We start from the raw sequence: 4,950 nt of genomic DNA, 5'->3' as shown, positions 1-4,950 counted from the left end.
TCGATATGAGAAGAAAACAGTCTTTGATATATTAGGTGTCGTTTACAATTGTACCCTGTCTTATAATCAAGCGGCTTAAATCAAAAAAAATGAAACCCGTTAGGGTTTATTTCGTATGCAAATCTTTAAACTCCCTACACGTAGCCTTTAGAAAAAAGAAACAATCTCTACTATAATTGACGTTGTATGAGCTTAGCTTGATAGCAATGTGGTTCTACCCCTATAAGAGGAAACTGTTGGGATAACGCTCCACAAGAATCGTTTTTTGGTCATCTGAAAGATGAAGCACATATAAAACCTTGCGAGTCTTTTACTGAGTTGAAACAAGAGATTAAGAAATATATGATGTACTATAATCATTATAGATATCAATCCAAATAAGGCAGGTAAAATACCTGAATAACATTGTAGAGCAAGATCATCGTTTTATTAAAAAGAGAGTTCGTTCAATGTTAGGATTGAAGTCTTTTCGTACAGCTACATCTATTCTTTCAGGAATAGAAGCGATGCATATCATTAAAAAAGGCCAACTTATTTTACGGGACAAGTCTGTCCAAAATGAAATGAAGTTTATTCATCAACTATTCGGAATGGCTGCATAAGAATAGATTCCATTAGGAATCTATATACCTCTTTCAAATAAATGCCATCTTTGCACCAGAACCTTCTAATCTATCTTGTTTAGAAAGGATAACGTTTTCTTGTATTTGAAGGTATTAAAACCTCTTAAGTTAAGGTATGTATGGTGGCCCTATATGGATGAGATAATAAAAAAGCTAGCATTTTGCTAGCTTTCACATTATTTTGAAGTAAGTGCAACTAAAACATCTACTGGATAGTCAACGGAGTTTTTCACTTTATATTCTGTCGGACTTGTAAGATCCTTAAATTGATCACCAAGTTGACCAAAAAGATTATTCCAAATACCATCTTGATCAGACATCCATTTTTGTAATTTTTCCCCTGGAATAACTGAATATGTTGCTACCTGTTGATATAATGCTGTTCTATATTGATCATATGCATAATCAGTCTTTGGATTAAAGTCAAATGTTTTTGTAACCGTACTTTCTGAATTTAAAGTAACACCATAACCAAAACTTGCAGTTAGTGATTGATTTACTTTTGCAACCCCCTCAAGACCTACTTCCATCCCAATTGTATAAGATAATCCTACAGTTACATTATGCGAAATACCACTTGTAACCGCTTTGCTCCAATGATAACCTGAATTTTTATCTACTACATTTGAATCAATCAATTTCCAATTTACTTCTTTTTTTAATTTAGTATCTTCTAAAATTGGATCATTTTTAGGAATTGCTATTGTATATAATACGTCGCCTTTATTTCCAGTTTTCTCATAACTCTCTCCATCTTTAAGCCAATTACCATCAGCTTTTATAATCTTATATTTATCATTAGAATTACCTGTTATTCCATAAACTCTTGCCCCATTAGACTTAGCAACTTTATCTACATATACATAATCAATTAACTTTCCATCTTCTGTAGACACATGCCATTCATTAGGAAATTCTTCATAAGGACCTGTAGGAATGTAAGGAAGTTGCGTACCATTTTTAGCAACCTGAGCTGCTGTCATAGGTGTTTTTGATTCTTGTGAATCTACTACAATTGGAAGACTTCCTACTTTCGTAGTAGTATTAGTATCTGCAGAAGAAAACCCTGGTGCTACAAATAAAGCTGCACTTAATACAAATGCTGTGGGGATTATTTTTTTTATACGATTCATGCTATTTCTCCTCTTCTTTCATTATTTCTATAAGATTACAAAAATGAAATTATACTGTACATTGCTTATACTTTTGCTGTGGAATAAAATCTCTTTCGATATATTTATCTTATTATAAATATCTTTCAAATCACTTTCATAAATGTTACAAAAGTCTTTCATTAATTTGAAAGGCTTTGAAATTTCTAAAATACACTTATCAAACTCAAATTATAGTATTTACTCTCAGGATGCCCCTTGAACCCAATAATCGTTTCCTTTTTTACTTTATGACATAAATAACTTTTGCTATGTGTAAATGTATTTGTTGTTGGTGATTCACTTATGCATCAAACCATAAGTGAATATGTCTAGCTATAATACGTTGTTCTAACAAGATTTTCTAAAAATGAAGGAGTAAAATGTTTATGTAATTCTTCAGCAAATAATTGTAGTTTACTTTGAATCGAAAGATTCATAAAAAACGTCATCCTTTCTAATCTAGCTTGTTTAGAAAGAATAACGTTTCTTGGTACTTGGGGGTTGATGGGCATGGGAGCACCATATCAAAATAAGAAAATTGTACGTTTGAACATATTTTGGACAAAAAATAACCAGTACCTTTTAGGTTAAGGAACTGGTTACTAATGTTGCAAATCTTTTACTAAACTTAGTAATAATGAACTTAATTTATTTACATTAACATGCCTGGTAAAAACTTCGCTATTAATACAATAATTGCCGCAAAGAATACCGCTTTAATAATGAATAGAATAATAATTGGAATCGATGCTTTCACTTTGCTTAATCCAGCTGTAATGTGTAATCCGAGCCAAATTAAGACTAAATTCCATACATAGAATAGTTCAATTGTATTACCAATTCCATATGCAAATGTACCTTTCGTAAATAATAACCCTAAACTCGTATATTGGCTCATTCCACTACCAAAGATTATACTTAAAATAGAATTAATAAGTCCACCAATAATAAGGACAATGTTTGTATAAGCTACAATATTCAATAAGGTTTTATAAGGCGTATCATTACCAAAGAACATCATAAACATTTTATAAATAGCTGCTATGAATAGTGTTCCAACCATCGCACTAGCAAAGCTTGTTCCAATTCCAGAAATAACTTCTGATGTAAGTGAACTTTGTCCAGCCATTTCACCTAATTCTTTTTTCATTTTAAGCATCTCAGGTGAGGTATACATAACATACGCATTTAAACCACCTAGAAGCCCTTGTAACAATGCTACTAAGAGGAACATACCCCAAACTTTCTTGTTTGTTTTCATTCTTTCAAATTGTACTCCAGGAGATGTAATCATTCCAAATAATGATGGCTTTTTCGCACCTACATCTTGTGTATTAATATTCGCTTCCATTATTACGCCTCCTTCTCTATATATAATCCTCTTAAAGAATGGTAAAAACAATTGACTCAAACAATATGTATGTGTAGTAAAGATATTTATCTTTACTACACTAGTAAACTATTCGTAGCGAAGTGCTTCAATTGGATCTAATTTTGCAGCTTTATTTGCTGGAATTAATCCGAAAATAATACCAAGTGTCATCGAGAATAATACGCCTCCAACAACAACTTCCCACGAAACGAGCGGTGGCCATTTTGCGAATGTGGAAACGATATATGCCCCGCCATATCCAAGACCAATTCCGATCAAACCACCTAGAAGCGTTAACATAACGGCTTCAATTAAAAACTGTAATAAAATTTTACTACGCGTTGCTCCAAGTGCTTTACGTATCCCAATTTCGCGCGTACGCTCCGTTACAGATACGAGCATAATGTTCATAACGCCAATACCACCAACGACTAATGAAATACCTGCGATACCACCGATGATCATTGTCATGATATTAGTGACTTTAGAAACTCCTTCTTGGAACTCTTTTAAGTTCACTAATTCATATTTACCTGGAATTTCACTCGGCTTACGACTATTTAATACTTCAACAGCTTTTTTTCCTGCTGATTCTAAATTGTCTACATTTTTAGCTTGAATTGCGATACTTTGAATTTCATCTGTTCCGTATAAAACAGGCCATAAAGTGAGAGGAATCAGTATTTCCTCAGTTTCAAATCCCATAAATTCATTATCTGATTTATAGACACCTATAATTTGCACCGGCTGTCCTTTCATTTCAATAATTTTCCCTACTGGATTTTCATCTTTAAATAACGTCTCTTCTGCCTTCATACTAATCATCACAACGTTATTCCCTTGCGAAATATCTGATTCATTTAATGAGCGGCCTTTGACCATTTTCACTTTATTCACTTGAAAATATTCACTATCTAGTCCAATAACATTAATCATTGCTTTTTTATCGTTTATATCAAGTGTTTCCATCGTATTATTCGTCGTAATAACATGGGCAACATCTTTTACCTGTTTCACCTCAAGAATATCTTCTTCCGTTAATTTTGGTACTTCATGCCCACCCATAGCAAACTCATCATTAATATCCGGCTTAAACTGAATTGGCATAAGGTTATTACCAGAACCAGCGATTTTCGACTTCAGCATCGCTTCCCCGCCCTGCCCAATCGCAACGACAGTAATAATAGAACCTACACCGATAATAATACCGAGCATCGTCAAAGCTGAACGCAGTTTATGAGCTAAAATAGAGGATAGGGCAATTTTCATACTATCTAGTAAACTCATACTGCACACCTTCTATCTTCAGTAATTTTCCCATCTCGCAGTACAATGCGGCGAGATGAATAAGCTGCTACCTCTTCCTCATGCGTAACCATAACAATCGTCGTACCTTCTGCATTAAGCTTCGTGAAAATATCCATAACTTGTTCACCAGACTTCGTATCAAGCGCACCCGTCGGCTCATCGGCCATAATGAACGTTGGATTATTCGCAATCGCTCTCGCAATTGCTACACGCTGTTTCTGTCCACCTGATAACTCATTCGGTAAATGATGCACTCTATCTGCTAACCCTACTTTGACCAGTGCTTCCAAAGCACGCTTACGGCGCTCAGCTTTCTTCACCCCACCATATACGAGAGGAAGTTCAACATTTTCCACCGCTGAAAGACGTGGCAGTAAATTAAAATGCTGGAACACAAAGCCGATATATTCATTACGAATTAAAGCTAGTTTTGACTCATCTGCTGTTAAGATATTCACATCATTCAGCATATATTCGCCTTCTGTTGGACGAT

General features: G+C 34.2%; 4 protein-coding genes and 2 pseudogenes. 2 read left to right on the top strand and 4 right to left on the bottom strand.

Annotated features, from left to right (window positions below; translation table 11 throughout):
* Nucleotides 1-225: 225 nt before the first annotated feature.
* A pseudogene (locus CQZ94_RS30100) lies at nucleotides 226-381 on the top strand (IS3 family transposase); the annotation flags it as partial.
* Nucleotides 369-602, top strand: a pseudogene (locus tag CQZ94_RS30095) (DDE-type integrase/transposase/recombinase); the annotation flags it as partial. The pseudogenes CQZ94_RS30100 and CQZ94_RS30095, both read left to right, overlap by 13 nt.
* Before the next feature lie 197 nt (nucleotides 603-799).
* Here CQZ94_RS30095 and CQZ94_RS30090 read toward each other — a convergent pair.
* The 4 genes from CQZ94_RS30090 to CQZ94_RS30075 all read right to left on the bottom strand — a co-directional run.
* Nucleotides 800-1,756: a hypothetical protein gene (locus CQZ94_RS30090; protein ID WP_105588357.1), complete on the bottom strand. Its 957-nt coding sequence runs from the start codon at nucleotides 1,754-1,756 to the stop codon at nucleotides 800-802.
* A gap of 673 nt (nucleotides 1,757-2,429) precedes the next feature.
* Nucleotides 2,430-3,128 carry a YknW family membrane protein gene (gene yknW / locus CQZ94_RS30085; RefSeq protein ID WP_105588356.1) on the bottom strand — a complete coding sequence of 233 codons (699 nt, stop codon included), beginning with the start codon at nucleotides 3,126-3,128 and terminating at the stop codon, nucleotides 2,430-2,432.
* A gap of 108 nt (nucleotides 3,129-3,236) precedes the next feature.
* Nucleotides 3,237-4,436, bottom strand: a complete 1,200-nt coding sequence (locus CQZ94_RS30080; RefSeq protein ID WP_105588355.1) for an ABC transporter permease — start codon at nucleotides 4,434-4,436, stop codon at nucleotides 3,237-3,239.
* A partial coding sequence (locus CQZ94_RS30075) for an ABC transporter ATP-binding protein (protein WP_105588354.1) occupies nucleotides 4,433-4,950 on the bottom strand: 518 nt, incomplete at its 5' end. The genes CQZ94_RS30080 and CQZ94_RS30075, both read right to left, overlap by 4 nt.

The sequence above is a fragment of the Bacillus sp. MYb209 genome (assembly GCF_002975175.1).
In the GTDB taxonomy this organism is placed as follows: Bacteria; Bacillota; Bacilli; order Bacillales; family Bacillaceae_G; genus Bacillus_A.
The sequence above is the reverse complement of the archived record's forward strand: the minus strand, read 5'-3'. Positions and strand labels throughout refer to the sequence as shown.